Origin of the sequence: Paenibacillus sp. FSL H7-0703, from assembly GCF_038003485.1 — a bacterium.
Classification (GTDB): Bacteria; Bacillota; Bacilli; order Paenibacillales; family Paenibacillaceae; genus Paenibacillus; species Paenibacillus polymyxa_B.
Genome location: NZ_JBBOPF010000001.1, coordinates 1,807,193 through 1,833,049 on the forward strand (window position 1 = coordinate 1,807,193; position 25,857 = coordinate 1,833,049).

A 25,857-nucleotide genomic window follows, 5' to 3' on the forward strand; every position below is an offset into this window, starting at 1 on the left:
AAGGTATCTCACTAGCCCCAATGGCAACGAGATACCTTTTTTTGTTCATCCTATTTTATTTGTCCTGTATACATAAAGAATACTCAACGCTTGGCAGGCTCTACCTGCATTTGCGCCTCAAGCGCGAGATTCAGCTTGAGCACGTTCACACGCGGCTCGCCGAATACCCCGGCGCTGCGGCCTTCTGTCTGCTCCTGCACCAGTGCTCTCAGTTGATCCTGCGGGATACCCGTCAAGCCGCTAATGCGCGGAATTTGCACCCGTGCCGCCTGTGGCGAGATGTGCGGGTCCAGACCGGAGCCGGAGTTCGTAATCAGGTCCACCGGAACCTGACTGACGGGTACATCCGGGTTATGCTTCTGCCAATCCGCAATAGAGTCCTTGACTCGCTGTATCAAGGCTGGATTCGACGGCGCGTAGTTACTCGAGCCTGAACCAGCCCCATTGTAATCAACGCTCGATACCCGACCTTGGAAAAACGCCGAATCGGCAAAGGACTGTCCAATCAATTCGGAGCCGACCACCCGCCCCTCTGCGTCACGGAGCATACTGCCGTTTGCTTGCTGCGGAAACAGAACCTGCGCTACTCCTGTACTGACTAGCGGATATACCAAACCACACAAGAGAATCATCAGCACCGATGTTCGCAAAGCCACTCCAATAACTGTACTTCCTCGCATCTCTTGTCTCTCCGGTTGTCCTTCCGACACTGTCCCGGTCCCTGTACGTTTGTTATGACCTTGCCCACCAGATTCGGCTTTTTCGTGCGCAGCAAATCTGCGTCCAGACATCATCCGATAAAAACCACTCATGTCGTTCACCCTTTCTGCGCTAAATCCACAAATGCACCAGCAAATCAATGGCCTTAATGCCGACAAACGGTACGACCATACCGCCCAGACCGTAAATCAGCAAATTCCGTCCCAGCAGGCGATCCGAGCTCATCGGCTTATACTTCACGCCCTTCATGGCCAGCGGAATCAGAAGCGGAATAATAACCGCGTTAAAGATCAGCGCCGACAAAATAGCGGACAGCGGGGAGCCAAGCCCCATGACGTTCAAAGCGCCCATTTGTGGAATGGCCAGCATGAACATCGCCGGGATGATGGCAAAATATTTGGCAACATCGTTCGCAATGCTGAACGTTGTCAATGCTCCGCGCGTCATAAGCAGCTGCTTGCCGATCGCGACCACCTCAATAATTTTGGACGGATCGGAATCCAGGTCCACCATATTAGCTGCTTCTTTGGCCGCGACTGTGCCGCTATTCATGGCAAGACCGACATCCGCTTGCGCCAGCGCAGGTGCATCATTGGTACCGTCTCCGGTCATAGCAACCAGCTTACCCTGTTCCTGCTCACGTCGGATAACCGCGATTTTGTCCTCCGGCTTGCTCTCAGCTACAAAGTCGTCCACTCCCGCTTCTCGTGCAATTGTAGCTGCTGTCAACGGATTATCTCCGGTACACATGATCGTACGGATACCCATTTCCCGGAGCTGATCAAACCGTTCCTTCATGCCTGGCTTCACTGTATCCTTTAAATAAATAATACCGTATATCTGATCATCTAGCGCGACTGCCAGCGGTGTACCTCCTTCAGAGGCTACCTGATTCGCTTTTTCCTCCAGATCGGCTGGAACACTGCCGTTTTGCGATACGATCCATTGCCGAACAGAATCCACCGCGCCTTTGCGTACCTTTCGTCCATCGGCCAGATCCAGACCACTCATCCGGGTCTCCGCCTTGAATTCGATAAAGGTTCCACCTGCTGCCAAGGATGCATCCAACGTATGCTCCTGTTTGCGCATCAATTCGAGAACCGAGCGACCCTCCGGCGTCTCATCCTTCATAGAGCTAATCGCTGCCCACTTCACTAACTTTGCCTTCTCCACGCCCTCTACAGGCACGAATTCACTCGCCATTCGGTTCCCGAAGGTGATTGTACCTGTTTTATCCAAAATCATCGTGTTGATATCCCCAGAAGCTTCTACCGCCTTGCCTGACATGGCCAGCACATTAAACTGGGTGACCCGGTCCATACCGGCAATCCCGATGGCTGACAGCAGTCCTCCAATCGTGGTTGGAATCAGACAGACTAGCAACGAAATCAGCACAGGAACAGGCAAATCAATGTTAAAATGACGGGCAATCGGCGCTAGCGTAACCACTACAATTAGAAAAATAATCGTTAAGCTAATCAGCAAAGTGTTCAGTGCAATCTCATTCGGCGTTTTTTGCCGCTGTGCGCCTTCCACGAGCGAAATCATTTTATCAATAAATGTCTCGCCCGGCTCTGTCGTAATCCGCACCTTAATCCGGTCACTGACCACTCGCGTCCCGCCGGTTACCGAGCAAAAGTCACCACCCGATTCCTTGATGACCGGAGCCGATTCGCCCGTAATTGCAGATTCATCCACCGAAGCCAGACCTTCAATGACCTCACCATCGCTTGGGATCATTTCGCCCTGGGAGACAATAACCACGTCCCCCTTACGCAATTCGGTTGAGCTAACCACCTGAATGTCATTTCCGATGAGTTTGTTAGCTTGCGTATCCTGCTTGGATTTTTTTAAAGAGGCAGCTTGTGCCTTACCCCGCCCCTCCGCGAGCGCTTCGGCAAAATTAGCAAAAAGCAACGTAAACAACAGAATAACAAACACGGCCAGGTTAAAGCCCATTTCCTTGCCAGTTCCAAAATAACCAGGAAACAGTAACATGAGCAGCACGACCAATGTACCGATCTCCACGACGAACATGACAGGATTTTTCATCATAATCATCGGATTTAATTTTATAAAGCTATCCTTGATCGCATGCTTCAAGATGCTTCTGTCCAGCATGTGTTTGCGTTGTTCCTTCATGATCAAACACCCCGTTCATCCATTCTCATTTTCTTCTTCACATGGTCAAAAATTCAGCAACAGGTCCCAATACGATAACGGGTAAAAAGGTCAACGCACCAATAAGCAGCACGACCCCGATCAGAATGGCTCCAAATAACTTGTTGTCCGTGCGCAGTGTCCCCGTCGTCACCGGAGTCGGTGCTTTGGCATTCAACGAAGCCGCCACAGCCAACAATGCAATCATAGATACATATCGTCCGAAGAACATAACCATCCCCGTTGTCACGTTCCAGAATGTGTTGTTATCCGAGAGACCTTCAAATCCCGAACCGTTATTTGCAGCAGATGACGCATATTCATAGAGCACCTGAGTCAACCCGTGATAGCCAGGGTTAGTGACCGCATCATATCCCCAATGACTCATAAACGCAAGCGCAGTTGGGGCGAGAATAAGAAACGGATGTACCAAAATGGCAATCGCGATCAGCTTCATTTCCTTGCCTTCAATTTTCCTTCCCATAAATTCCGGAGTTCTCCCGACCATCAGTCCGCATATAAACACACCCAGAATCGCATACATCAGCATATTCATCAGCCCGACACCCTTGCCGCCAAAAATGACGTTTAGCATCATTTCTCCCAAAGCAGCCATGCCACCCAGCGGGGTTAGTGTATCATGCATATTATTGACCGAACCTGTCGTTGCCGCTGTTGTGACCGCAGTGAATAAAGCCGATTGTCCAATGCCGAAACGAACCTCTTTCCCTTCCATGCTTCCCTGAGAAGCATCCACACCCAGTGTCTGGATTAACGGATTACCTGTCTTTTCAGACACGTACGTAATGGATAGAAAAATTAGAAACAATACCATCATGGAGCTAAAAATAATCCAGCCCTGCTTACGATTACGGGCAAACAATCCAAAGGTATACGGCAACGAAGCCGGCATTACCCACATTGCCAAAATTTCCAGCACGTTCGTCCAAGGACTTGGATTTTCAAAAGGATGCGCAGAGTTAGCTCCCGCATATCCGCCCCCGTTTGTCCCCAAATGCTTGATGGACTCCAGAGAAGCAATGGGTCCCATAGAAATTTGCTGTTGTGTTCCGCTCAGCGTCGTAAGATCCGCCGTAGGCTGAAGCGTCTGTGGTACCTTCAATCCAACCAGCACCAGCGTAAGCACAAAGGCCAGCGGCAGGAAAATTCTTATAATGGCTTTAATAAAATCTTGAAAGAAATTGCCCATCCCTTCACCGCGCCGCGTCAATCCCCTCATAAAAGCCGCAGCAACCGCAAAACCGGAAGCAGCCGAAGTGAACATCATCATCGTGACGAACGCCATCTGTGTCAGATACGTAAGCCCGCTTTCTCCGCTATAATGTTGGAGATTCGTATTCGTCATAAAGCTGATTACCGTATTAAAAGCTAGTGATGCTTCCATATTACTGTTTCCAGCCGGATTACCGGGAAGCATTCCCTGTAAACGCAACAGCAAGTAGCTGATTGCCACAAGCACGGCGTTCGTAGCAATGAAACTCATAACATACGTAGTCCAACGCATGCTCTCCACTTTCTTCAAGCCTACTACCTTATAAATCAGCTTTTCTGTTCTGCCAAAAATCCGATCCGTCCGATTGGGTTCATTCGAGAATACATGATACATATATGTACCCATTGGCTTTACCAAGAGCAGCAATATAACGATCACAATTCCAATTTGAAGCAGCTCCATCCTTTATTCCTCCTTCAAAATGCTCCTGCGTTTGGAACAACAGACCTGCTTCCAGAGCACCAATTGTGTGCACACGTTTGCGAAAACCTGCTACCTATGATGCTTTAATGTTCAGATCTGTTGTTCCCGCCCGCTCTATCCCTACCAGTGACTAGAACTTTTCAGGGTTCAGGAGTGCGTAGATTAAATACATAAACACAATAGCCGTAAGCCCGAGTATAACGATCATCCTCTTCGTCCTCCTTTAGAGGTCTGCGCATCACACCAGCGTACAAACAGCAGTATCACTCCATAACTCACAGCCATGACGAGCAGCATGTATATATCCATCATGTTTATACCCTCCGTATCGGTCTTCAGATCGCCATTCTTATTTCATCATAAAATCATAAAACAACTATGTTATAAGTGCTTATCCGTTCAGCAGAAAACCCACCTCTCCGTTCAATGTGTAGATCACATGGTCCGCTCCCAATCCCCGATAAATTCCTTGTGGATTACAGCCGTGTGTAATAACATAGATCGATTCCGATGTTAGTGGTCGACATATTTGTAGGAAACGGCAAGTCAGATTCAAGCTGTTCTCGAACAAATACACACTACCAATTTCTTTTTTTGGAAAATTCCATTTTCCCGCTTGCATGGTATTGATGCGGACAATGTGCTCCACACCCATTTTTTTGAGCTGTCGTTCCTCCTGGGCGCTATTCGTCAGAACTGCAAACGCCAATTTTTTGTAAATAAGCAATTTCACAAAACTTCTGCCCGCTTCATTCGGTGCAGTGACAATAATTAACCGACCTTCCATCAGTAGCTCCTCTCCCGGTATAAAAAGACAACAAAAAGAAGCCGAAGGAAAAAGGCTTTCCTCCGGCTTCTGACATATCCATGATAAAATAAACCATGGCTGCACACGGCGGTTTGTTGCCTCTCCCTGTACGCTTACGAGGTTAGCTGTCGGATTCGGACGTGAGAGTCGCCCTATTTCTGGCACTTGACCGGAAAATTCACCCCATGAGACACATGGCTTCCGAAGCCGTACAGTCTCGATTGGTTCCCCCGCTTTTGCAACTGCAAAATTCAGCGCTATAGACATTTCGTTGTTGCTTCATTCAAGTTAATTTGAAATTACGTCTTGAATCATACACCCGCGCATGGAAGACTGTAAAGCTCAACTGCAGGGTTATAAATCGGCCTTTAGAGCATAGAAGATTAATAATAACGCTTACAATGCAATTATGCTTCTCACAGCTCCTCCAATCTCTGTTTTTCATCCCTTTTTGAAAATGACAAGCATGTCAATATTGGCGTAGGGTAAAGCGTTTTTGGCCATTTTTTGTAAAAAGAGAAGAAAATACGCTATATGTACCAGCTAAACACCGATTGAACCCTCTTTTATAAGAAGAAACACCTTAATTCGCTTCATTTGCGGTGCGATTTACTGTTTTAAACAAAATACGATTTTACAGCGGCTAAAGGCTTGATACAGCTTTTCCAGACTTGCAACCTTGTTTTTAATTGCTTACAATTTAATTGTTGAATATTGAATAAGGAGAGATACTATGACCGTTTATGAATATGATGCGCAAACCCTGCAAGGGAAACAAATTCCGTTATCCACATATGAAGGGAACGTTCTGCTTATCGTGAACACTGCCAGCAAATGTGGGTTAACCCCCCAATACAAAGCGCTACAAGAGCTATATGACCAGTACCATGAACAGGGGCTCGAGATTTTGGGATTTCCCAGCAATCAGTTTGCCAAACAAGAGCCAGGTTCCAGCGAGGAGATTTCCGAGTTTTGCCAGATCAATTATGGGGTTACCTTTCCGATGTTCGCCAAAACAGATGTCAATGGCGATCAAGCACACCCCTTATTTCGCTACCTGACCCAAACAGCTCCGGGGGTGTTAGGGTCCAAAGCGATCAAATGGAATTTTACTAAATTCTTAATTACAAGAGAAGGTAACGTATTTAAGCGCTATGCACCGCAAACCACTCCAGATAAGCTGGCGGGAGATATAGAGAAGCTTTTGCAGCAAAACTGACATTCTTCATTATCACAGTTAATAAACGACCTGTTGCAACCGTGGCTTCCGTGGCTAAAGAATATAACGAAAAATGCTTAACAAAAAAAGCATCCCTTCACGTAAATCGTGTCAGGATGCTTTTTTAACTAGGTCTTGCATATAATGCGGTCGAGAGGACTCGAACCTCCACGGGCGTACGCCCACTACCCCCTCAAGATAGCGTGTCTGCCATTCCACCACGACCGCAAATCATAATGTAATGAGGCAACAGATTTATTATACTCTCTCATCAACTATTTGTAAACAAAAATATAATAATTATTTTATATGTTATTTTAACTAACATATATGAGCGATAAGAATATTTAATTTGACACAAAAGCTACTTAAATGTAAATATATATTACATATATTTCGAATATCTTTCGTCCCCCCAAGTAAAGAGTAAAATAACATAACATAAGGATTCACTTCGAGGAGGCGAACCGCCCTGCATAAAGGCAACCGCTTGCTGAACTATGCATTATTGTTGGACCCTTCCCTACCTGTTGGTGGCTTCACCCGTTTTAACGAACTGGAGAAACTATTCCGCAGCGGACATTTGAACAGTCTACAAGACCTGGAACATTACATGCTGGATGATTTGTATCCTCAATGTACAACCGTTGACGGCATGGCTATCAAAAGTCTGTATGTCGCCATCCAGCAGAATGACAGTTGGCGGATCGCTCTCATCGATAAGATGCTGCATACCCAACGTCCCTCCTTGCAGCATGTGAAGGAGTTTCGTCTATCCGGTCAGCGTCTACTCAAGCTCGCTAAGGCTCTTTATCCTTGGCTTGAATTTGACCAGTTGGAATCCATACTCATTCAATACAATGCGATTGGCACACTCGCTACCGTTCACACCTGGATTAACTTCCTCCTCGGAAACGATGTAGAACAGACCGTTCACGGCTATCTTAGCGCAGCGGTGTCCTTCTGTGTGGAAGATGCCTTCAAACTACTCAATCCTCCTTATGAGGAAAAGAACCCTCTTATGGAACGTATGACAAGCGAGCTGCTCTCTGCCTGGAAGAAGCTTAACCAACCTGAGCCAACTGCATCTCAGCGTCGCTTTCTTCACAGACATTGGTCCAGCTCCTACATCACTCTACCTCTTTATATGAGCTTGGATGAACCTAGACTGTCTTCCTCCCCAGGTCTATTCAAACGCCTTCCAGCATCCCCCTGATGCGTCGTTTCGCCAATGTGGTCACAACACGAAAAACACTCTGTCCCTTTCCTCAGGTGGCAGAGTGTTTTTTATCCACATATAATCGCAATTCACACCATTAGCAGACTCTAGACAGATTATCAGAACCACCTAGCACTTAATTAAGTAATTAATTCAACAAAAAGACGCATTTACGATTGTAAAAACACGTATAAAAGTGTATCATAGTGTCAGATGGTTAATTCTAACATGTTTACTGATGATTATTATAACACACCAATTATTCCGCAAGAATCCGTAAGGGGCGATTTCTCTTGAACAACAAAATGCCTGTCACCTCCTTCGGGTGGGCCATCAAACAACGGCTTGTCGAACTTCGACTGGATCAGAAAACATTTTGTGAGACACACAATATTCCGCCCTCACGCTTGTCCAATCTGATTCACGGCACCCGCAAAGCACAAAGGTACAGAAAACAAGTTTCTGCAATTCTGAACATCGACGATAACGATTATAAGGAGGCACCGCCACTCTAAACCCAACAAGCATTCCAGTTACATATAGGTCATTCCATATCACCAAGAAACCAAATAAACCCGTAAAGCGAACCCCTCCAGTTCGTTTACGGGTTTTCAACCCAGACGATCTTTAGCCAAAAAATTATTCCGGCTTTGTTTTATCCTTCTCACTTTTTTGCTTACGGTATTTCGCAAATTCAACATATTCTAAAATAAAATTCTGTTCTTCCGTCTCAAGATCTTCTGCCTGGCAATTCAGTGGCCCCATCACTCCAAAAAAATAAGCAGCCTTCTGCTCCTGAAGTACGCCTTCCCCTGGCTTAATCCCTTTCATTAACCAATCAAGCGATACATTAAAAAAGTCCGAAATCTGAATCAAATGGGTGGTACCCGGCGTTGTTTTACCTCTTCTCCAATCACCGAGATTCCCTGAACTGATTTTAAGTTTTTCGCAAAATGCCTTCTTGGTCATTCCGCGATCCTTAATCAAAGCTTCAATCCGCTGATAAATAGTTTGATCTCCCAAAATGTTTCCCCTCCGACACAGTAACTTTTTCTGAAATAATTTTCATTTTTCAGCCTTACTCATTAGTAATCCTCATCAAATCCTAAGCAACCATTACCCCATAGTAGAATTGCGCTGGTTTTTCTCTTTACGAAAGCGGGTAAATTCAATATACTCAAGTATAAAATTTCTTTCCGCCTCACTTAGCGGTTCCTCCTGGCAATTCAGTTGCCCTGAAGCGTCAAAAAAATAAGGGTCTTGCGACTCCTTCAGCACCTCACCCTGTACATCTCGACCCAGCATAATCCAATCCAGACTGGCATCAAAAAAAGAAGCGATTTCAATGAGTTTATTCGTGCCCGGCGTCGTTTTTCCTCTTTTCCAATCCCCGAAGTTCCCTGTACTAATGCCTAACTGCTGGCAGAACGCCTTTTTCGTCATTCCCCGTTCCTTGATGAGTTCCTCAATGCGATGGTAAATAGATTGCATAGAAGTTCCTTCCTCCCTAGCAGGCTCTCAAATAACGATATCATGTTCTCTGTTCCCATTTCAAAGATCACGTATGCTAAAATTACCGAATTATGTATGTTGGTTTCCATTATACCACAACACGCAACAAAAACCGCCTGTTTTCCGAAGAAAGGGCGGTCTTTAAGCCAGTTCACTTACGCCAATCACGTAGCAGCGTTGTCGATTTTAAGTAAGATATGCTTCAATTCATTCAAAGTTTCACTCAGATGCAATAAATCTTCTTCTGGCAGATACACCAGTCTTTCTTGAATTTTATTGGAGAAGGTATGAAATACCTGTTCACAAAAAGCATCGCCTTCCTGTGTAATCGCCACATTCACGACTCTGCGATCCGAATCACACGACTGGCGGTCAGCCAACCCATGCTCCACCAGTTTGTCCAGAAGAGGAGTCATGTTCGGACGTGAGACATTGAGCTGTTTGGATAAATCAGATACCGTAGACAAGCGCACCTCACGCAGAAGCAGTAATACCTGAAAGTTATTAGGCGACAAGTGTAATGGTAAATCGAGCGGACCGTAGGTGAAAAATTTCTTCTTCACAATCGGAAACAAGCCCAAAATATTTTCTGATATATTTCCTAACAGTTGAGTGTCCATATTTTTCACCGTCACTTCATAAGTTTATACTTATCATTCTATAACATTATGGCATTATATTATACTATGGAATCATTATTTCATCATAATCATTACTTTATTACATCACTACACAAATAAAAAAAGCCTCTACCGCGAGAGACTTTTCCGTTTATTCCATTGATGCGGTCGAGAGGACTCGAACCTCCACGAGCGTACGCTCACTACCCCCTCAAGATAGCGTGTCTGCCATTCCACCACGACCGCATAACAAAATATAAATGGTGAGCCATGAAGGACTCGAACCTTCGACACCCTGATTAAAAGTCAGGTGCTCTACCAACTGAGCTAATGGCTCATGCTGTTCATCCAAGCTGTCCGCCATTAGACCAGACCTCAGGAATTTCCCTTAAGCATGCAACATGTAGTCTATAAAGACAACAATGACCCGTAGGGGATTCGAACCCCTGTTACCTCCGTGAAAGGGAGGTGTCTTAACCCCTTGACCAACGGGCCTTATTATTATGCGCCAACTTGGCGACAAGAAAGAGTATATCAAATAGAATAACGAATGGCAATACTTATTTCTAAAATTTTTAAAAAAGCAGTTTTTATAAGTACAAAATGCATATTAACTTACAATCACTTATCCCAAATCATTAAAATCCTGAAAACAGCGATAAATGATTGCAATATCACTTGTATTTACTTATAATCACTTACAAGATACCGAAATAATTATATATCAGAGGAGCTTTCTATGTATCAGGAAGAACGAATGTTAAAAATCGTTGATTACTTACAGCTTCATAAACGTATTTCGGTGGATGATATTTGTGAATTTTTTAATGTTTCACGAGATACGGCGCGTCGAGACCTCGTAAAACTTGAAGAACATCAAAAAATTATTCGCACCCGCGGCGGCGCTCTTATCCCTACACTGCATCACGATCCAATTGGAAATTATAACGAAAGACTACTTACTGTATCCGAGGAGAAACAAGTGATCGGACAGCTGGCTGCCAGCATGGTACGAGATAAGGATCGTATTATATTGGATTCCTCTACCACCGTACAGGCGTGTGCAGAAAGACTGAATGTGCAGGAATGTTCGGTCATCACCAATTCAATCAATCAGGCTGACGTGCTATCTGGAAAAGACGGTGTCTCCATACATCTGTTGGGAGGCCGCCTGCAAAAAGAACACCGATATGTATATGGTTCCTCCGTGATCGCCACTTTGTCTCACTATTTTGTAGACAAAGCCTTTATCGGGATTGGTGGTATATCTGCCCACGGACTAAGCCTGATTCATGAAGAAGACGGTATGCTGAAGCATCAGATGATGAAGCAGGCAGATCAGGTGATCATCCTTGCGGACCATTCGAAATTCGGAATCAATTTTCCATATCGTTTTGCCGATCTGTCTGAAGTTAATATCGTGATCACCGACAGATTGCCAGAACCAGCGATGCTGGAAATTTTGCAACATTATGATGTTGAAGTTGTTGTACCCTCATAAAATATGAAACTGCTTAGCTAGAACTCAAGATTTATCACAGAGATATCGAAAGACAGGAGTTGGAGAGAAATGAAACTGTTTGCGATTGATATGGATGGAACACTGCTGAACGAGGAAGGAAAAATAAGCAAAGTGAACGCGGAGGCTATACGCCAAGCACAGCAGCAAGGCGTTCAGGTGACAATTGCCACTGGTAGAGCCGCTTATGACGCCTGGACGAAGCTAGAGGAAGCAGAGCTTATAACTCCAGTCATTGGAGCAAACGGTGCAACCGTACACGATGTGCATCGTCGTCAGTTAACCTCTACTCCTATGGGCCGCAGTGAAACGTTTGAAGTGCTGAGTTGGCTGCATGACAACGACTTTTACTATGAGGTCATGACAGACCGCGCTATTTATTCTCCACAAAACGGACATCAGCTACTTGCTGTTGAAATGGACCGCTTGCTGAGTGCCAACCCGGATATTTCGCTGGATACTTTATTACATGCAGCTGAAAAACAATATGAACAGACTGGACATACCCGGATCGCTTCATATGAGGACATTCCACTGGATGTAGAGATTTATAACGTGCTCTGTTTCTCCTTTGATCAAGCCAAATTAGAGCGGGGCCGTGAGCGTTACCGAGATTCTCAGGGCCTGAACATGGTCATCTCTTCAGACCGTAACTTTGAAGTCGAGCATAGGGATGCGTCTAAAGGTAATGCATTGCGTTATCTGGCGAATCATTTGAGCATTCCCATGCAGGAAGCCGTAGCGATTGGGGACAGCTACAATGATATCTCCATGCTGACGATGGCAGGAACAGGCATTGCCATGGGCAATGCAAAAGACGACATCAAGGCCGTCTGCTCCCAAGTGACTCTGACTAATGCGGAAGATGGCGTCGCTCATGCTCTGTTGAACATACTCAAGACAGTCGAGGCTGACACCGTGAAATAGAAGTCATTGGCTGCGTACAAGACAGGCTAACGCCGCTTCATGCTGTACGCAGCACGTCCCCTCTTCATTTAAACGATTTCAGTCCACCGTTATTCTCAAAGCAGATATAGACGAAAAGGACGCTCGCAAGCATCATTACAATGCATACGAGCGTCCTTTTTCTACTTAAAATACCAACGGAGAGAGAGGGATTCGAACCCTCGCACCGCTTTCGCAGCCTAACCCCTTAGCAGAGGGTCCCCTTATAGCCACTTGGGTACCTCTCCATGGCTCCCCGAACAGGACTCGAACCTGTGACAACTCGATTAACAGTCGAGTGCTCTACCAACTGAGCTATCAGGGAACATTACTGTAAATTATCTTACAGTATGGTTAATTTACCATGATTCAGGGGGTGCCGTCAAGTGCCAACAGGCGAAGCTTCCCTCCACATTTCCCACAGCGATACCGCTGAGGATTCATCTTACGCTTGCGCATATACTCCTGTTTACAGGAAACGCATACTAGCTTGTAACGATAAGGCTGAGGCTTACGTTCCGTTCTTCCCGGCAGAGTCTGACAATGCCTGCTTCCTCCTACACGGGCCAGCCATGCTTTGAAGTCAGCATCTCGATGCTGATAGCCCATCCCGCGCAAATGCAAATGATAATGGCACAGCTCATGCTTAATAATTTTCTCCACCTCAGAACGTCCGTAAGCTGCGAGTTGATGTGGATTAATTTCAATATGATGACTTTTCATAAAATACCTACCACCTGTGGAAGACAGGCGCGCATTAAAGGTGGCTTGATGTCGAAACGGCACGCCGAAGCTCTCCAGCGAAATGCGCTCTACCCATTCTTGAAGCTCTTCATTACTCATAGAACGGTTCATTGAATGGTTCATTGAATCGCTCAGGGACTTGGACTCCATTCTAACGGTCTCCCCTCCTTTGCTCCTTACTGACAAGCATATTATAAAATAACGACCGAAGTCTAACCCCCAATTCATAAGCACACTTTAGGTACCCACCCCATATGCTAAACATACAGATGTAACGCAGAGGAGGAGATCGGCTTGCCTCAATGGCTCAGCAACCAGCTCATGCGGGCCTTTTACAAAAAGGACCGGCGCCAAATTAAACTGTTGAACGATTGTTGGTTTTTTTATCATAAAGCACCTGGCGTGGAGTTCGATGCCAACAACGGGTGAAAGCTAAAGGCATCCAAAAATGAAAGCCGGAAGCTCCGATGCAGTTCGGAGATTCCGGCTTTTATTATACCTGCACAAGAAGGTTGTACAGCTTTATTTAAAGTATTATGCCTGCGATTGCGCCTCTGCAGGAGGTTTCATCGTCAGACCAACCCTGCCTTTTTTCAAATCAACATTCAACACCCACACCGTTACGTTATCACCGACAGATACGACATCCATCGGATGCTTTACGAAGCCACTGCGCAGCTGTGAAATATGAACCAACCCGTCACTTTTAATACCGATATCGACAAACGCGCCGAAATCAATGACATTGCGGACGGTTCCCTGAAGCTCCATACCCGGTGCCAGATCCTCGATCTTCAGCACATCCTTGCGGAATACAGGCAACGGCAGCTCGTCACGCGGGTCACGGCCCGGACGCTGGAGGCTGTCCAGAATATCCTTCAGTGTCGGCACGCCGACTTCCAGCTTCGCAGCCAATTCGTCAATGTTGGACACGCTCAGTGCTTCCATTGCAGTCTTAGTACCCAGATCGTGAGCGCTAATGTTCAATTCCGCCAACAGGCGGTCTACGACAGCATAAGATTCAGGGTGAATCGGTGTGCGGTCCAGCGGATTTTCTCCACCCGGTATACGGATAAAGCCTACAGATTGCTCGTAGGTTTTTGCACCAAGACGCGGCACCTTCTGCAACTGACGACGGTTGCTGAATTTTCCGTTTTCCTCACGGTACTTAACGATGTTTTTGGCAATCGTCGCGTTGATCCCTGCTACATAGGATAACAGCGCAGAGGAAGCCGTGTTCACATCCACACCGACATGGTTAACGGCTGATTCGACAACGTCCTTTAAGCTTTCATCCAGATGTTTCTGCGACACATCATGCTGGTATTGGCCTACACCAATAGCCTTCGGCTCAATCTTGACCAACTCAGCCAGCGGGTCCTGAACACGACGTGCGATGGAAGCCGCACTGCGCTCGGCCACGTCCAAATCGGGAAATTCCTCCTGTGCCAGCTTGGAGGCAGAGTATACGCTCGCGCCCGCCTCATTGACGATCAGATATGCTAGACTGCTGTCACCAATGTCCGCGATGACTTCCGCTACGAATTGCTCTGTCTCGCGCGAAGCGGTTCCGTTACCAATGACAATCAATTCAATCCTGTATTTGGCAATCAGCTGCTTGAACTTTTCAGCAGCCTCGCGCTTCTTGTTGTTCGGCGGTGTCGGATACGTCACTGCCACTTCCAGCAGCTTGCCGGTGTCATCGACAACCGCCAGCTTACAGCCTGTCCGATAGGCCGGATCGACACCGAGCACACGTCGGCCCTTGATCGGAGCCTGTAGCAACAGACTGCGCAAGTTGCCTGCAAAGATGGAGATGGCCTGCTGCTCGCCCTTCTCCGTCATTTCAGCGCGCACTTCACGCTCGATAGACGGCGCGATAAGTCTTTTGTACGCATCCTCGATGACACTGCGGAGCAGATCTTGCACGACAGACGATCCTTTAATCACTTGACCTGCCACGTAATTGTAGATGGAATCTGGCACTACCTCCAGACCAACCTTAAGAATGCCTTCCCGCTCTCCGCGATTAATCGCCAGAATACGGTGAGGTGGCATTTTCTTAGCGAGCTCACGATAGCTGTAGTAGTTCTCATACACGGATTCTTGCTCCGCGTCCTTCGCTTCGGAGGTCAACATACCATGGTCCAGCGTATATCGGCGTACCCATTGGCGAATAGCCGCATCATCCGCTATATTTTCAGCTAAAATATCCAAGGCTCCTTGGATGGCCGCCTCGGCGCTGTCCACTCCCAGTTCCGCATTTACATAAGACTCGGCTTCTTTCAGAGCATCGCCCTGCTTCGGCTGGCTCCAGATCCAGATAGAGAGCGGCTCCAGTCCCCGTTCCTTTGCTACACTGGCGCGGGTTTTGCGCTTTTGCCGATACGGACGGTACAGATCCTCCACTTCCTGAAGTTTAACCGCAGAGGTGATAGCAGCCTGCAGGTCTTCCGTCAGCTTGCCCTGCTCATCAATAATGCGGATGACCTCTACCTTACGATCCTCCAGATTACGCAAATACACCACACGATCTTCAATTTCACGCAGCTGATTTTCATCCAGCTCTCCTGTCATTTCCTTACGATAACGCGCGATAAAAGGAATTGTATTCCCTTCATCCAACAAACTGATCGTTGTCCGGATTTGCTTGAGTGCCAGCGACAGCTCTCTCGCCACTTGTTTGACAATCCGCTCTTGGCGTTCTGCTTCGTTCGGCTCCTGCCGGATTTCCGTCTTCGTTTCCTCGTTAGACAAACCTATCCCTTCTTCCTCACAGCTCTTGTCTTACACCATGTCTTTCATTATCACAAAAAATGATTCAAAGCGCCAGCAGGTGACGTTAAAGCAAGCCCTACCTGCATTTTTCATCGGACACACAAAAGGACAGCGCCCAAGCGCTGCCCTTTTCCCGTTTCACTCGTCGTTCCATCACGCTAAAAATCAATCAAACCGAGACTGATTTGTAGCGAATCGCTCACTTTGCGCATGGTTTCTTCATCTAAATGGGTGATTTTGTCGGTAAGCCTTTGCTTGTCGATCGTCCGAATTTGCTCCAGAAGAACAACAGAATCACGATCAAAGCCATGCGTCGCCGCGTCGATTTCCACGTGTGTAGGCAGCTTTGCCTTCTGAATCTGGGCGGTGATGGCTGCTACGATCACAGTAGGACTAAACCGGTTGCCGATATCATTTTGAATGATCAGCACAGGTCTGACGCCACCTTGCTCGGAACCGACTACGGGTGAAAGGTCTGCAAAAAAAACGTCGCCGCGCTTTACGATCAATATGGATTACACCCCGCTAACTGTACGGCCCAAGGTGCTGTTTGCATCTTCCTCCGCGTGAAAGGCTTCGGATGCCATGGTTAAGTTAATTTTAGCCATTTCCATGTATCCACGCTGCATAGCTTCACGAATGTAACGTTTTTTACGTTCGCCTACATACAGCTTCATGGCCTGCCTAATAAATTCACTGCGGTTGGAATTTTCCATAGCTACGATCCCGTCCACTTCCTGCAAGAGATGATCTGGCAAACTGATCATTATTCTTTTGGTGTTCTGCAAATTGGCCAACTTCTCTTCCACCCCCAAAACCTTGTCGCCATTGTACCATTATAACGTTATTCCCGGTAATTTATTCAAACGGAATACAAGAGAATGTATATGATATTCGTATATCATCTATGCTGCATTCCATTATAAACTACGCAGTTCGTTTTCGTACAGGCGTTTGATCCCCGAAATACAAGTGTCAGCGGAGCCTGATGCGTCTTTTGACAGTTATAGCGCTCTTTTCTTTCCTTTGTATCATATTTCGGGACGTTCTGCGAAAACTCCTGCTTTTATTCGGTAATTTGCGTTATGAAATTAATTCCAGCGGGTTGGAAGAAGCGAGTTCACTCGAACAACAGGAACATGACCTCGTGTGTATACACGCGGTACCCTGTCTGCGATCATGCAGATCACCTCATAGTGGATCGTACCAAGCTTGGATGCCAGCTCATCCGCCGCGATAGTTTCGCCGGACTGCTGACCGATGAGAACAACCTCTTCGCCGGTTTGGATTTCTTCCGCATCTTCTGCGAAAGATTGTAAGGATACCATACACTGGTCCATGCAAATCGTGCCGAGTACCGGGACGCGGCGACCGCGTATCAATACTTCGATCTTCCCACTCAGCATGCGGGAGTATCCATCCGCATAGCCGATTGGCAGTGTACCGATCCGTTCTTCACTGGAAGTCACATACCGGGTGCCATAGCTAACTCCCCAGCCGGGAGGAAGCGTCTTGGTATAAACCACCGCCGTCTTCAATGACAATACAGGCAGCAGTTCAATGGCTTGCCGGTTAACCTCATCAGACGGGTACAGACCGTATATACTGATACCAATCCGCACCATATTGGGGGAAAGAGAAGGGGTATCAATGGTAGCGGCGCTGTTGGCCGTATGTATAATGGGAATGGTGATACCTTGTTCCCTTAGCGCTTCCGCCACGCCCCGAAACCGATCATATTGTAGCAGTGTATAGCTTTTGTCTTCTTCATCCGCGCGGGCAAAATGGGTGTACATGCCTTCCAGCAGCACTTGCTCTAATTCGTGAGCCTGCCGGACAAAAGCCATAGCCTCTTCTCCAGGCAGCAAACCCAGTCTTCCCATGCCGCTGTCTATTTTGATGTGCACCTTCAACTTGCGTTCGTTTCCTTGGCGGTCCAGTCTGCGGATACCCTCCAGCACTTCCTCACTGAACACTGTCAATGAGATATCATGATCCCAAGCCGTTTGCACAGCTTCCGGTGAGGTGTAACCAAGTACTAGAATTGGTAGCTGAACCCCTGCATGACGAAGCTCCAACGCTTCATCCAGAAAAGCGACGCTCAAATAATCCGCACCAAGGCGTTCCAATTCCTTTGAAATTTCCACGGCGCCGTGTCCGTAGGCATTAGCCTTGACACAGACCAGTATCAGCTTATCCGCTGGCAATGCCTTGCGAAAAGCCTCATAGTTGGCGCCAAGGTGATCCAGGTTGATTTCGGCCCGGGTCGATCTGTATTGTGCTTGCAAATCCAGTCACCTTCTTCAATTGTTAGCCTGTAACATAACCTTTTACCATTCGGAGTGTGGCAAAGTTCTTGCTTCCAAAGGTTAATGGTAATGTTCAAAAACGTGGCTGTCAAATGGCAGGAGAAGTTTGCCAGCATCCTCTACAATGAACACGACATACAAGCGGTGCACATCCTAGACCGCGAATGAACAAAAGACGGATACGGGCGGCAGCAGAGCATTTTTACACTCTAGACCGTCTGCATCCGTCTATAAAGTTTTATTTACCCGATTGATCCTGTATAGAAGCGGCAATTTGTATCATTTCGCTTACAGGCAGGTCAGCACTGGTGATTCTGAACTCGATTCCGTCATTCATCCAGGTCATCGTCTGCTGTTCGCTTCCGGTCAGAACGGCAAAGCTTCCTCCAATATCAACCAGTTCGCCTGCGGCTAGTGCGACTGCCCGATCTTTTGGGCGCGCCTCCACAATGGTATAATTATACGTTCCACTATACCGCAGCATCACGGCATGTGTACCATTATCCTCCAGCTCCGGCGTATCCTTGATCTGTACTCCGGCTGGCGTGTAGGATGGTTCGATTAAGCCGAACTCACCCATCACAGCTTCTGCCGCATCTGTTCCCGCTGACGTTCCGTTTGCGGCATCCGATGTGCCCGGGGTTTGTTGCTGCGCATCTGCGTTGGCTGCTGCGTCCGGTTTGGACGTATCATTTGTGGCAGTACCGTCCACCTTCGCTTCCCCTGACGGCTGCTGGACTGCATCCCCTGCTGTTCCCTGCTCTTGTCCGGGTTCGCCAGACGTCACGCCAGTCGTCCCATCTATCGCACCGGAAGGATCAAGCTGACCGCTGGGCTCCACTGCTCCGGAAGATGGCGCCCCTTCGCTACCCGTACTCGTCTTACCTGAAGCCATGTTCCGCTCCATATCAAAAGAGTCCTTGTCAAACTTCGTATCAAAAGCAAATTGATCGAATTTCAGATCAACAACTACCTTGGCATTCGCATCAGACACCTGTACCTGAGTCGGTGCATAGTCATTTTTGGACAGCCATATCTTTTGTCTCACCAGCGCATGGCTGTTGTAATTCGCTGCCACATCAAACACATAGGATTTATCGTCGGTAGCCAACTGACGGGAGGCATCGCCGATAATGCTGCGAACCAACGTTTCATATAAATATACTTGACCCTGATTGTTTGGCCAGTCGCTTTTGAAACGGAAGCTTTTGTTCAGGCTGGGTGTCAGTACAAATACACCCTCATCATTACGAAGCACAATTTGCGTAACATCCTTTTTCTCGTTCGTCATGGCAATTCGGTAATAGGACGGCTTGCGGTAGGAAATATCCACCTTGTATTCCTGCGGCGTGTCGCCGGTATGCAGCGTCATCAAAGCTGTACCGTGGTAGCTGTTCAGGTCGCTCACCACGTCACTCAAATCTTTAACCACATCGTCCGCGCTCTTCTTGCCGCACCCGGCCAGCAGCAGCGTTACACACATGACCATGGCAAGCATCCATGAAATCCGGCGCATGTCATCAACCCCTTCAGCACATGTTTTAAATGAATTAGTACATGTCTATGAAGAACTTGTTCGATTTATGCAGACTGGCATGACAAGCTTGCGCGTATCCTTGCGTAATGCTATAAAATCTTTTGGAGAGTGACAATAAATTCATACAGGAAATAAAAAGAAAAACCGATCAAGACCACACCAGCACTGATCGTGACCCACTTGATGGCGGTTCGATTCATCGCTTTTCGTGTTGTCGCAACAAGGGCCATTAAGCCTAAATCATGGATAAGAATACCAAACAAAATACCTAAGCCAACAATCAAGAACTGACTTGTATTTGACCGATCAAATGAACTTGCCAGCATAGTCCGAAAAACACTCACCCAGAACACTAAATTCCCCGGTGAAACAGCTACGAGCAGCCCATTTTTATAGGAAGAAAATAATGATTTCGTCTTTTTCTCTCCTTCCAGCGCAATATCATGATCTGCATTTTTAATGCTGTCGTACCCTACGTAGCACAAAAAAAGGGCTCCAACGAACCACATAATCACTTGTTCCTCCGAGGCCGACAACCCATCCATGCATGAACCCATTTTTCAGTCCCTGCTTCGTCATTTCAACCGTAATTGTACCTACAGGTAGTGCTATGGAGAAGCCAAGTAAAACATATGTAATAAACAATGCCATTTTTGAACCCCTTTCAAAAGTATAAAAAGTTCATTCTATATCATGAAAAAATAGTAATCAATAGACTTAACTCCACCCTGGAACAGACTTGAACTGGGGCCTCTAAAGCTGTACAAACCCAAACACATGAGGCTTATTTTGTACAAAATCAAATTCGTTGGCCAAGTTTGTCCATTGAGTGTTGAAGGTGCATCGCTTATTATTGCTTTTGTGATAATAATTCTCATTATCATATGTACAAGGATAACGAGCATTCTTACATACGTGGGGGTTTTGTTAAATCCTGAATCAATCATACGGAGGTCACCATAATGGTCATGAAATCAGTTCGGCAATGTACAGTCCTGCTCGGTCTGTTCTCTCTCATGGGAGCGCTAATGCTGGGATGCGGCACATCAGACAAACAGACTACAGCAGGGAATACATCAACACCTTCAGCAGAATCAACGACATCTACAAAAACATCGGAAGTTGCCACAACTCGTGACTACACAGACTATAAGGGACATACAGTGAACATTCCTACGACTCCCCAACGCATTGCTTATTTCGGAGAAAACTATGGGGATTTATTGGTTTTAGGCATACAAGCTGTAGGTACATCGACTTTTATGATTGAAGGCAAGGTTTATGAGAAGCAGGTTCAGAACGTGGCCGATCTGGGCTTTCCAATTAATTTGGAAAAAGCCTTGGAACTACAGCCTGACCTGATCATTACCGCCGATACGGATGAAAAGCAATACGCAGCGTTAACAAAAATTGCACCTACAATTATGTTCGATACCTTTGCCCCGTTAAACGAACGTTTGCTGCATCTCGGAGACATTGTGAACAAGAAAAAGGCTGCTGAAGATTGGCTTGCCCAATATAAAATAAAGGAAGCAGAGATGTGGACCAAGCTTCACGCAGAGGGTGTTAAGGCGGGGGAAACAGCTTCAGTCTTTACCTACTATCCAGGTGATCGTTTATTCGCAATGGGACGGACAGGACTGTCACAAATACTGTATGAAAAGAATGGTTTCAAACCTACCCCTCCTATCCAGAAAGCCCTGGATGAAGACAAAGGATTTGTGCAAATATCTCAGGAAGTGATCGGACAATACGCTGGAGACCGGATTTTCATACTAAGAACACCAAGTTCAGAAGCCCAACAATCCACCGAACAGTTAATGAAAAGCAAGCTGTGGCTCCAGCTCCCTGCTGTCCAACAGGGGCATGTGTACACTCAGGATATTGGCAAAACTGAAAGTGATGCTTCCACTCGAGAATGGCTGCTGGAGGAATTGCCCAAGCTCATCAAATAAAATTGGAGAAGCTTATCGACACTTGTTGATAGCTTCTTTTTTGTTGAACCTAAAGGAGGTATACTTATACATACATGATAACCATTCTCAATAAAAGGAGCAATACCGTGAACCAGTCTCCGTCGTCCGTATATCCTCCCCCGTTCAGTTCACTGCTTTTTCATTTTAAAGAAATTGCGTTGATTGGTGAGCCTACCGATGAATTATTATCACGTCCCAATTCATATCACTGTCTGCTTATGTTCGTCGGTGGGACAGGTATGGTGGACATTGGCTCAGAGCAGTATCTATTCCATACAGGTCATGGATATTGGCTAGCTCCAGGTGAATCCCATCAAATCGCTCCCCTGAATGGAACTGTGCCCGAATACTACAAAATCACGTTTGAGGTCATCGCTTTGCCGTCAGAACCACAAGCGGACATAGCCTTGGGTGAACACGCAGTACGTATGCCATCCCTATATCATGGACCTGTCCTGCCGAGACCGCGCGAATGCATCGTCTCCTCTTCTTCCTCCAAACTTATTCAGTTGACTGAAGAGCTATTTCATAGTACCCAACAAACGATACAGCCGCATAACCAGATATCTGTATTACGGCAGCAAATTATGTTTCAAAAGTTGCTCTTGCTGTGGCAGGAAGACCACACCCATATTGATCAAAATAATACCTCTAATCCGGCATTGCCAGCATCGGTAGAAGGCACTCTCTCATATATGGAAAACAACTATGAAAAGCCCATTACCGTCAAACAACTTGCCGAGCAGGCGAACGTTTCCATATGGCAATACTCACAAATGTTTCGTAAAATCACAGGCAAAAAGCCGCTGCATTACCTCACTGAGCTGCGCTTGAATCATGCCAAGCGGCTGCTGCTGGATTGCAAACGGCCTTTACGTGAAATTGCCCGTCAGGTTGGTTTCTCTGACGAATATTATTTTAATCGACGGTTTAGGCAAATGACCGGGATTCCCCCTGGCAAGTACGCGCTTTCTGTCTCCAGTTCTGTGCGCGTCAAGGATTGGACGGGTCACCATATTCATATTCCGCGCCGAGCAAGCCGCATCATCTATCATGGAGAAACGATGGGCGATCTATTGGCATTAGGGGCCAAAGCCATCGGTGGAAGTCTGCGACTCAGTGAATACAGCGTCTATAAACATCGTCTTGTGAATGTCGTCGATGTGGGCCTTCCCCTGGATATTCGCTTGACCAGCGCTCTTGATCCCGATCTAATTATCATCGCCAATTCGGATGAACAGGAATATGAGCGCATTGCCAGTATCGCTCCCACCGTCACCTTCAACTCCTTCGCCACGCTGGAGGAACGGATGCGTACACTTGGCGCCTGGCTCGGTAAGGAGCGGGAGGCCGAACGCTGGTTGTCTACCTTTACAGCCCGCAATCTGGCAATGTGGCAGCAGCTCGGTACGCAAATCACAGCCGGAGAAACGGCCTCCGTCTTCATCTTCGATCATGGTGATCGGCTCTTTGTCATGGGTATGTCTGGATTCTCGTCGGCCCTCTACCACCCACAGGGCTTTCAGCCCGTTGAGCCGATCCAAAAGGTGCTCGACGCGGAACAAGGCTTCGCAGAAATAGATCCGAACGAATTGCCTGATTACGCCGGGGACCGCATTTTTATGCTTGTCCCAACAGTTCCAGAATCCAAACGTACACTGGAACGTATGATCAGCAGCCCTCTCTGGCGCAGCCTTCCTGCTGTACGTCAAGGTCGGGTATATTTCGTAGAAGCTGACCGATGGAACTGGAGCGATGCCATGACCCGGCAAAAACTGCTTACTGCACTGCCCAAACTGCTCGTCACTTCATCCTGATAAGCTGCCATTTTTCTAAAGATGCTACATTAGACCATGAATGCTTCCATCTGCCTCCAGCGACATATGCTCAGCTGCTGGGGATTTGGGTAATCCTGGCATCGTCATAGTATTGCCTGTTTCCACGACCACAAAGCCTGCCCCTGCGGACAAAGAAACGCTGGACACGTGAATGGTAAAGCCCTCCGGTGCACCTAGCAGAGAAGGTTGATCTGAGAAAGAATACGGTGTTTTGGCCATGCATACAGGCAGTTGTCCAAAACCAAGCTGCTCCATACCGGCCAACGCCCGTTTGGCCGCAGGAGTGTAAGCTACCTCTGCCGCACCATAAAGCTCCTTCGCAATGACACTAATTTTCGCTTGCAAATCAAGTGTATGCTCATACAATGGTGCAAAATGGGCTTTGTCCTCCTGGAGCAGGTTGAGCAGGCTTTGGGCCAGCTTTTCTCCACCTTGGCTTCCCTGTGCCCACACCTGTGACAGCTCTACGGGTACACCCAGCTTGCGGCATTCCGAGAAAATCAGTTCCAACTCGGCTTCGCTATCTGTTACAAAATGGTTGACCGCTACCAGTACTGGCACGCCAAATTTTTGCAAATTCCGAACATGCCGGTTCATGTTGACTAATCCAAGTTGCAATTGCTCCAGATTTTCTGCATCCAGCTCATTTTTAGCTACACCGCCGTTATATTTCAGCGCTTTGGCTGTTACGACCAACAGAGCCGCATCTGGCTGCAAACCGGATTGACGGCACTTGATGTCAAAAAACTTTTCCGCGCCCAGCTCGGCCCCGAATCCAGCCTCCGTGACGACCACCTCTCCCAGCTTCAGGGCCAGCTTCGTACCGATCAAACTACTGCATCCATGCGCAATATTCGCAAAAGGTCCGCCATGCACAATAACTGGAGTTCCCTCCAACGTTTGCACCAGATTGGGTTTCAATGCTTCCCGAAGCAGCACAGCCATACCTTCCACCGCATGTAGTTCCTCAGCTGTTACCGTTTCGCCATCTTCGTTATAACCAATCACCATCCGACCCAATCGAACTTTAAGATCGTCCATATCTTCACTTAAACATAATACCGCCATCACTTCTGAAGCTGAGGTAATCAGAAAGCCACTTTCTCTCACTGCTCCATTACCTGACCCCAATCCGGTCACAATATTTCGCAAACTCCGGTCGTTCATATCGACAGCGCGTTTCCACACGATCCGCTCCGGTTTCAACCGCAAAGCATTTCCATGAAACAAATGGTTATCGATCATCGCTGCCAGCAAATTATGCGCAGCTGAAATCGCGTGAATATCACCTGTAAAATGCAGGTTAATGTCTTCTGCCGGAACAATCTGAGCTTGTCCTCCCCCGGTTGCTCCTCCTTTCATGCCGAAGCAAGGGCCAAGGGACGGCTCACGCAACGCAGCAACGGTTTTATGCCCCAGCGCATTCAGCGCCTGTGACAGCCCGATGGTTGTCAGCGTTTTTCCTTCTCCCGCTGGCGTGGGATTCATCGCCGTAACCAGCACCAGCTTTCCATTCGGGCGATCCTTTAACTGCTCCCACAGGGACGGATTCAGCTTCGCTTTATATTTTCCATACGTCTCCAGATGTTCTTCTTCAATTCCTGCTTCTTTGGCTATATCAATAATCCTCTTCATCTTTCGTTATGTACCCCCCGTTTTATAAGTCTGACCGATGGTGTCAAACCCTGTATCGTTTTATTTTACCAAAGTGTGCCGCTTATTGCGCTATGATTCATTTCATCGCAAGCGTTGCTATCATGTGAGTTATAAAAAAAAGAGCATTCCCCGCCCGCATGGACTTTGGTGGATGCTCTTTTGATACGTCTCGTTTAACAAACAGCTCTCAATTTAACCTGCAAAGTTAGCAGCGTAATTTTCAGCAATAAATCCCTTAGAAATCAGGATAGCTTGGGATTTCTTAGTAGCAGGACCATAGCCTTGGGACAGCAGATCATTAATATGTAAGCGGTTATAAATGAAGCAAAATACAAAGTTGGACGCCCCACTCGTAAGGATCGATACCAGAAAAATAATAACTGCCCACTTCCAATCCCCTCTAAACAACGCAGGGAAAAAACCGAAAAAGAGCGTAGTCCATGAAAAACCTACTTTGCGTTCCTTAATCATTCCAGTTTTATTTCTTAATTTAATCTTCATTTACCCCTTACCTCTCTTTATATAGTCTTTTAGAACTATATTAGATTATATAGGACAGAGGGAATAAATGGAACTCATT

Annotated in this window: 24 protein-coding genes, 6 tRNA genes, 1 pseudogene and 1 riboswitch; of the genes and pseudogenes, 8 read left to right on the top strand and 23 right to left on the bottom strand. The window is 46.9% G+C overall.

Translation table 11 applies throughout. The features are described 5' to 3' along the window. Positions 1-83: 83 nt before the first annotated feature. The 5 genes from kdpC to MHB46_RS07690 all read right to left on the bottom strand — a co-directional run bounded on the left by kdpC (position 84) and on the right by MHB46_RS07690 (position 5,384). Positions 84-812: a potassium-transporting ATPase subunit KdpC gene (gene kdpC, locus MHB46_RS07675; protein WP_341162004.1), complete on the bottom strand. Its 729-nt coding sequence runs from the start codon at positions 810-812 to the stop codon at positions 84-86. Positions 813-831: 19 nt separating this feature from the next. Then, positions 832-2,862, bottom strand: coding sequence for a potassium-transporting ATPase subunit KdpB (gene kdpB / locus MHB46_RS07680; RefSeq protein WP_341162005.1), 2,031 nt, complete (start codon positions 2,860-2,862; stop codon positions 832-834). 37 nt (positions 2,863-2,899) lie between these two features. Next, positions 2,900-4,576: a potassium-transporting ATPase subunit KdpA gene (kdpA, locus tag MHB46_RS07685; protein WP_250258949.1), complete on the bottom strand. Its 1,677-nt coding sequence runs from the start codon at positions 4,574-4,576 to the stop codon at positions 2,900-2,902. Positions 4,577-4,727: 151 nt separating this feature from the next. Then, entirely contained in the window at positions 4,728-4,805 is a 78-nt protein-coding gene (locus MHB46_RS26215) for a potassium-transporting ATPase subunit F (protein WP_071559652.1), read from the bottom strand. Positions 4,806-4,988: 183 nt separating this feature from the next. Further along, positions 4,989-5,384, bottom strand: coding sequence for a hypothetical protein (locus MHB46_RS07690; protein WP_165176324.1), 396 nt, complete (start codon positions 5,382-5,384; stop codon positions 4,989-4,991). 115 nt (positions 5,385-5,499) lie between these two features. Then, positions 5,500-5,672, bottom strand: a riboswitch (cyclic di-AMP (ydaO/yuaA leader). Positions 5,673-6,138: 466 nt separating this feature from the next. On the opposite strand from MHB46_RS07690, the gene MHB46_RS07695 reads away from it, so the two are divergent. After that, on the top strand, positions 6,139-6,624 hold the full coding sequence (locus MHB46_RS07695) for a glutathione peroxidase (RefSeq protein WP_103048853.1): 486 nt from the start codon (positions 6,139-6,141) through the stop codon (positions 6,622-6,624). A gap of 145 nt (positions 6,625-6,769) precedes the next feature. On the opposite strand, the gene MHB46_RS07700 is transcribed toward MHB46_RS07695, so the two are convergent. Continuing rightward, a tRNA-Leu gene (locus MHB46_RS07700) sits at positions 6,770-6,852 on the bottom strand. 262 nt (positions 6,853-7,114) lie between these two features. On the opposite strand from MHB46_RS07700, the gene MHB46_RS07705 reads away from it, so the two are divergent. Beyond that, positions 7,115-7,840: an urease accessory protein UreF gene (locus MHB46_RS07705; protein ID WP_341162006.1), complete on the top strand. Its 726-nt coding sequence runs from the start codon at positions 7,115-7,117 to the stop codon at positions 7,838-7,840. A gap of 296 nt (positions 7,841-8,136) precedes the next feature. Next, positions 8,137-8,358, top strand: coding sequence for a Rha family transcriptional regulator (locus MHB46_RS07710; protein ID WP_023987600.1), 222 nt, complete (start codon positions 8,137-8,139; stop codon positions 8,356-8,358). Between the two features lie 124 nt (positions 8,359-8,482). Here MHB46_RS07710 and MHB46_RS07715 read toward each other — a convergent pair whose 3' ends face one another. The 6 genes from MHB46_RS07715 to MHB46_RS07740 all read right to left on the bottom strand — a co-directional run bounded on the left by MHB46_RS07715 (position 8,483) and on the right by MHB46_RS07740 (position 10,470). Continuing rightward, positions 8,483-8,866 carry a helix-turn-helix domain-containing protein gene (locus MHB46_RS07715; RefSeq protein ID WP_013309253.1) on the bottom strand — a complete coding sequence of 128 codons (384 nt, stop codon included), beginning with the start codon at positions 8,864-8,866 and terminating at the stop codon, positions 8,483-8,485. Between the two features lie 93 nt (positions 8,867-8,959). Then, positions 8,960-9,334 carry a helix-turn-helix domain-containing protein gene (locus tag MHB46_RS07720; protein ID WP_023987599.1) on the bottom strand — a complete coding sequence of 125 codons (375 nt, stop codon included), beginning with the start codon at positions 9,332-9,334 and terminating at the stop codon, positions 8,960-8,962. Between the two features lie 185 nt (positions 9,335-9,519). Next, positions 9,520-9,975 (bottom strand): MarR family winged helix-turn-helix transcriptional regulator, encoded by a 456-nt coding sequence (locus MHB46_RS07725; RefSeq protein ID WP_053324898.1) that lies wholly within the window; start codon positions 9,973-9,975, stop codon positions 9,520-9,522. A 163-nt stretch (positions 9,976-10,138) separates the two neighbouring features. Continuing rightward, a tRNA-Leu gene (locus MHB46_RS07730) sits at positions 10,139-10,221 on the bottom strand. Between the two features lie 15 nt (positions 10,222-10,236). After that, a tRNA-Lys gene (locus tag MHB46_RS07735) sits at positions 10,237-10,312 on the bottom strand. Between the two features lie 86 nt (positions 10,313-10,398). After that, positions 10,399-10,470 (bottom strand) — tRNA-Glu (locus tag MHB46_RS07740). A gap of 244 nt (positions 10,471-10,714) precedes the next feature. Here MHB46_RS07740 and MHB46_RS07745 point away from each other — a divergent pair. Beyond that, the gene (locus MHB46_RS07745) at positions 10,715-11,476 is read left to right on the top strand and encodes a DeoR/GlpR family DNA-binding transcription regulator (protein ID WP_341162007.1); all 762 of its coding nucleotides are present in this window, start codon (positions 10,715-10,717) and stop codon (positions 11,474-11,476) included. Between the two features lie 69 nt (positions 11,477-11,545). Next, positions 11,546-12,421, top strand: a complete 876-nt coding sequence (locus tag MHB46_RS07750) for a Cof-type HAD-IIB family hydrolase (RefSeq protein ID WP_341162008.1) — start codon at positions 11,546-11,548, stop codon at positions 12,419-12,421. A 177-nt stretch (positions 12,422-12,598) separates the two neighbouring features. Here the strand turns inward: MHB46_RS07750 and MHB46_RS07755 are convergent. The 3 genes from MHB46_RS07755 to MHB46_RS07765 all read right to left on the bottom strand — a co-directional run bounded on the left by MHB46_RS07755 (position 12,599) and on the right by MHB46_RS07765 (position 13,333). Next, positions 12,599-12,687 (bottom strand) — tRNA-Ser (locus MHB46_RS07755). 1 nt (position 12,688) lies between these two features. Next, positions 12,689-12,764: transfer RNA gene (locus MHB46_RS07760), tRNA-Asn, on the bottom strand. A gap of 44 nt (positions 12,765-12,808) precedes the next feature. After that, entirely contained in the window at positions 12,809-13,333 is a 525-nt protein-coding gene (locus MHB46_RS07765) for a SprT family protein (RefSeq protein WP_341162009.1), read from the bottom strand. A 144-nt stretch (positions 13,334-13,477) separates the two neighbouring features. Here MHB46_RS07765 and cmpA point away from each other — a divergent pair, with 144 nt between their 5' ends. Next, a complete protein-coding gene (gene cmpA, locus MHB46_RS07770) occupies positions 13,478-13,612 on the top strand; it encodes a cortex morphogenetic protein CmpA (RefSeq protein ID WP_007429337.1) in 135 nt (44 codons plus the stop codon). A 105-nt stretch (positions 13,613-13,717) separates the two neighbouring features. On the opposite strand, the gene MHB46_RS07775 is transcribed toward cmpA, so the two are convergent. The 6 genes and pseudogenes from MHB46_RS07775 to MHB46_RS07800 all read right to left on the bottom strand — a co-directional run bounded on the left by MHB46_RS07775 (position 13,718) and on the right by MHB46_RS07800 (position 20,458). After that, complete coding sequence (locus MHB46_RS07775; protein WP_341162010.1) at positions 13,718-15,940, bottom strand: Tex family protein; 2,223 nt, start codon at positions 15,938-15,940, stop codon at positions 13,718-13,720. Between the two features lie 179 nt (positions 15,941-16,119). Next, positions 16,120-16,470, bottom strand: coding sequence for a type II toxin-antitoxin system PemK/MazF family toxin (locus tag MHB46_RS07780; RefSeq protein ID WP_007429335.1), 351 nt, complete (start codon positions 16,468-16,470; stop codon positions 16,120-16,122). A gap of 6 nt (positions 16,471-16,476) precedes the next feature. Then, on the bottom strand, positions 16,477-16,758 hold the full coding sequence (locus tag MHB46_RS07785; RefSeq protein WP_007429334.1) for a CopG family ribbon-helix-helix protein: 282 nt from the start codon (positions 16,756-16,758) through the stop codon (positions 16,477-16,479). Between the two features lie 294 nt (positions 16,759-17,052). Continuing rightward, positions 17,053-18,249 carry an alanine racemase gene (gene alr / locus MHB46_RS07790; protein WP_165176342.1) on the bottom strand — a complete coding sequence of 399 codons (1,197 nt, stop codon included), beginning with the start codon at positions 18,247-18,249 and terminating at the stop codon, positions 17,053-17,055. Between the two features lie 259 nt (positions 18,250-18,508). After that, the gene (locus MHB46_RS07795) at positions 18,509-19,786 is read right to left on the bottom strand and encodes an outer membrane lipoprotein-sorting protein (RefSeq protein WP_341162011.1); all 1,278 of its coding nucleotides are present in this window, start codon (positions 19,784-19,786) and stop codon (positions 18,509-18,511) included. Between the two features lie 110 nt (positions 19,787-19,896). Continuing rightward, positions 19,897-20,458, bottom strand: a pseudogene (locus MHB46_RS07800) (LysE family translocator). A gap of 317 nt (positions 20,459-20,775) precedes the next feature. Between MHB46_RS07800 and MHB46_RS07805 the strand changes: the two are divergent. Then, on the top strand, positions 20,776-21,762 hold the full coding sequence (locus tag MHB46_RS07805; protein WP_341163699.1) for an ABC transporter substrate-binding protein: 987 nt from the start codon (positions 20,776-20,778) through the stop codon (positions 21,760-21,762). A gap of 107 nt (positions 21,763-21,869) precedes the next feature. Continuing rightward, positions 21,870-23,600 (top strand): ABC transporter substrate-binding protein, encoded by a 1,731-nt coding sequence (locus MHB46_RS07810; RefSeq protein ID WP_341162012.1) that lies wholly within the window; start codon positions 21,870-21,872, stop codon positions 23,598-23,600. 24 nt (positions 23,601-23,624) lie between these two features. On the opposite strand, the gene MHB46_RS07815 is transcribed toward MHB46_RS07810, so the two are convergent. Together MHB46_RS07815 and MHB46_RS07820 are read right to left on the bottom strand one after the other, a co-directional pair. Then, positions 23,625-25,256 carry a formate--tetrahydrofolate ligase gene (locus MHB46_RS07815; protein WP_254326514.1) on the bottom strand — a complete coding sequence of 544 codons (1,632 nt, stop codon included), beginning with the start codon at positions 25,254-25,256 and terminating at the stop codon, positions 23,625-23,627. A 213-nt stretch (positions 25,257-25,469) separates the two neighbouring features. Beyond that, entirely contained in the window at positions 25,470-25,778 is a 309-nt protein-coding gene (locus MHB46_RS07820) for a hypothetical protein (protein WP_013309242.1), read from the bottom strand. Positions 25,779-25,857 lie beyond the last annotated feature (79 nt).

Excerpts from the sequence above, each read along its gene's own strand:
- MHB46_RS07745 (WP_341162007.1), top strand. The coding sequence starts at position 10,715 with ATGTATCAGGAAGAACGAATGTTAAAAATCGTTGATTACTTACAGCTT.
- MHB46_RS07720 (WP_023987599.1), bottom strand. The coding sequence starts at position 9,334 with ATGCAATCTATTTACCATCGCATTGAGGAACTCATCAAGGAACGGGGA.
- kdpA (WP_250258949.1), bottom strand. The coding sequence starts at position 4,576 with ATGGAGCTGCTTCAAATTGGAATTGTGATCGTTATATTGCTGCTCTTG.
- MHB46_RS07815 (WP_254326514.1), bottom strand. The coding sequence starts at position 25,256 with ATGAAGAGGATTATTGATATAGCCAAAGAAGCAGGAATTGAAGAAGAA.
- MHB46_RS07690 (WP_165176324.1), bottom strand. The coding sequence starts at position 5,384 with ATGGAAGGTCGGTTAATTATTGTCACTGCACCGAATGAAGCGGGCAGA.
- kdpC (WP_341162004.1), bottom strand. The coding sequence starts at position 812 with ATGAGTGGTTTTTATCGGATGATGTCTGGACGCAGATTTGCTGCGCAC.
- MHB46_RS26215 (WP_071559652.1), bottom strand. The coding sequence starts at position 4,805 with ATGATCGTTATACTCGGGCTTACGGCTATTGTGTTTATGTATTTAATC.
- MHB46_RS07805 (WP_341163699.1), top strand. The coding sequence starts at position 20,776 with ATGAAATCAGTTCGGCAATGTACAGTCCTGCTCGGTCTGTTCTCTCTC.
- MHB46_RS07725 (WP_053324898.1), bottom strand. The coding sequence starts at position 9,975 with ATGGACACTCAACTGTTAGGAAATATATCAGAAAATATTTTGGGCTTG.
- MHB46_RS07750 (WP_341162008.1), top strand. The coding sequence starts at position 11,546 with ATGAAACTGTTTGCGATTGATATGGATGGAACACTGCTGAACGAGGAA.
- MHB46_RS07695 (WP_103048853.1), top strand. The coding sequence starts at position 6,139 with ATGACCGTTTATGAATATGATGCGCAAACCCTGCAAGGGAAACAAATT.
- kdpB (WP_341162005.1), bottom strand. The coding sequence starts at position 2,862 with ATGAAGGAACAACGCAAACACATGCTGGACAGAAGCATCTTGAAGCAT.
- MHB46_RS07820 (WP_013309242.1), bottom strand. The coding sequence starts at position 25,778 with ATGAAGATTAAATTAAGAAATAAAACTGGAATGATTAAGGAACGCAAA.
- MHB46_RS07765 (WP_341162009.1), bottom strand. The coding sequence starts at position 13,333 with ATGGAGTCCAAGTCCCTGAGCGATTCAATGAACCATTCAATGAACCGT.
- MHB46_RS07795 (WP_341162011.1), bottom strand. The coding sequence starts at position 19,786 with ATGCGCCGGATTTCATGGATGCTTGCCATGGTCATGTGTGTAACGCTG.